1 pseudogene is annotated in these 1,109 nt (G+C 70.5%); it reads left to right on the top strand.

Annotation, left to right across the window (positions count from 1 at the left end):
• Positions 1-21: 21 nt before the first annotated feature.
• Positions 22-1,109: pseudogene (locus ACH4UK_RS14290) on the top strand (hypothetical protein); the annotation flags it as partial.

Below are 1,109 nucleotides of genomic sequence, written 5' to 3'. Positions count from 1 at the left end.
GGGGTTGCGCGTCGTGGTGGGGTGAGTGCGTTCGGGTTCAGTGGGACGAATGCGCATGTGGTGTTGGAGGCGTGTGGCACGGCCGCGGGTGATCGTGTGGCGGTGGGTGGTCAGGGTGTTGCGTCGGCGTATGTGTTGCCGGTGTCGGCGAAGTCCGAGGAGGCTTTGGAGCGGGCTCTGTCGGGGCTGGCGGATCATTTGGAGGCGGAGAAGGGGATCGGTGCGGGTTATGTGGCGTCGGTCGCTCATACGCTGAGTGTCGGGCGGCATCATTTCGCGCATCGGTGTGCGGTGGTGGCGCGTGATGTGGATGACGCGGTGCGGCTGTTGCGGGAGGCGGCGCGGGGGGAGAAGCCGCGCAAGGTCCACCGGGGCGTCGTCACCCGCGACTTCACCCCCAATGACGCCGTCAGGACCGTGGCCCGGGAGATGATCGACGAGGCCGGCGGCAGCCAGGACGACCCGGCTCGCTACCAGCAGTTCCTGATGGCCCTGGCCGAGTTCTACTGCCAGGGCTACGAACCCCGCCTGGAGCACCTGTTCGCCGAACCGCCCGCCTTTGTCTCGCTGCCCACCCAGCCCTTCATCGCCCGGCACTGCTGGGTCGGTGCTCACGCGGCCCGACAGCAGGCGGCCGCTGCATCCGCGGCGCCGGTTCTGCCCGCGGCTCAGGTCCTGCCCGCCGCACCGGTTCTGCCCGCGGCGCCGGTTCCGTCCGCTCTGCCCGCCGTGGCCGGACAACGCACAGCGCCTGACCAGCTGTTGCCTCAGCCGGCCGAGCGCGTGAGCCCCACCGTGCGCCTGCTGCCGGTGGAGGTCGCCGCGGCCCTGATGACGGAACGGGGCCGGGTCCCGGACCGGGCCGCCGCGCAGCGCATCACCCTGCGACCGCTCACCACGGCCGAGGCCCCCGCACCCCACCCCGTCACGTCCGTCACCCCTGTCGCTCCCGCAACCCCCGTCACCCCTGCTTCACCTGCCCGGACTGCGGCCCCGGTCGCTGTGGTCGCCGTTTCCGGTGAGGTGTTGGAGCGGTTGCAGGTGAGTTTGGCGGGTGAGTTGTTCGTTGAGGTGGAGGAGGTGGATCCGGATCGCAGCTTTACGGAGTT

Origin of the sequence: Streptomyces sp. NPDC020884, assembly GCF_044333935.1 — a bacterium.
Classification (GTDB): domain Bacteria; phylum Actinomycetota; class Actinomycetes; order Streptomycetales; family Streptomycetaceae; genus Streptomyces.
This window is presented reverse-complemented; position numbering and strand designations above follow the sequence as displayed.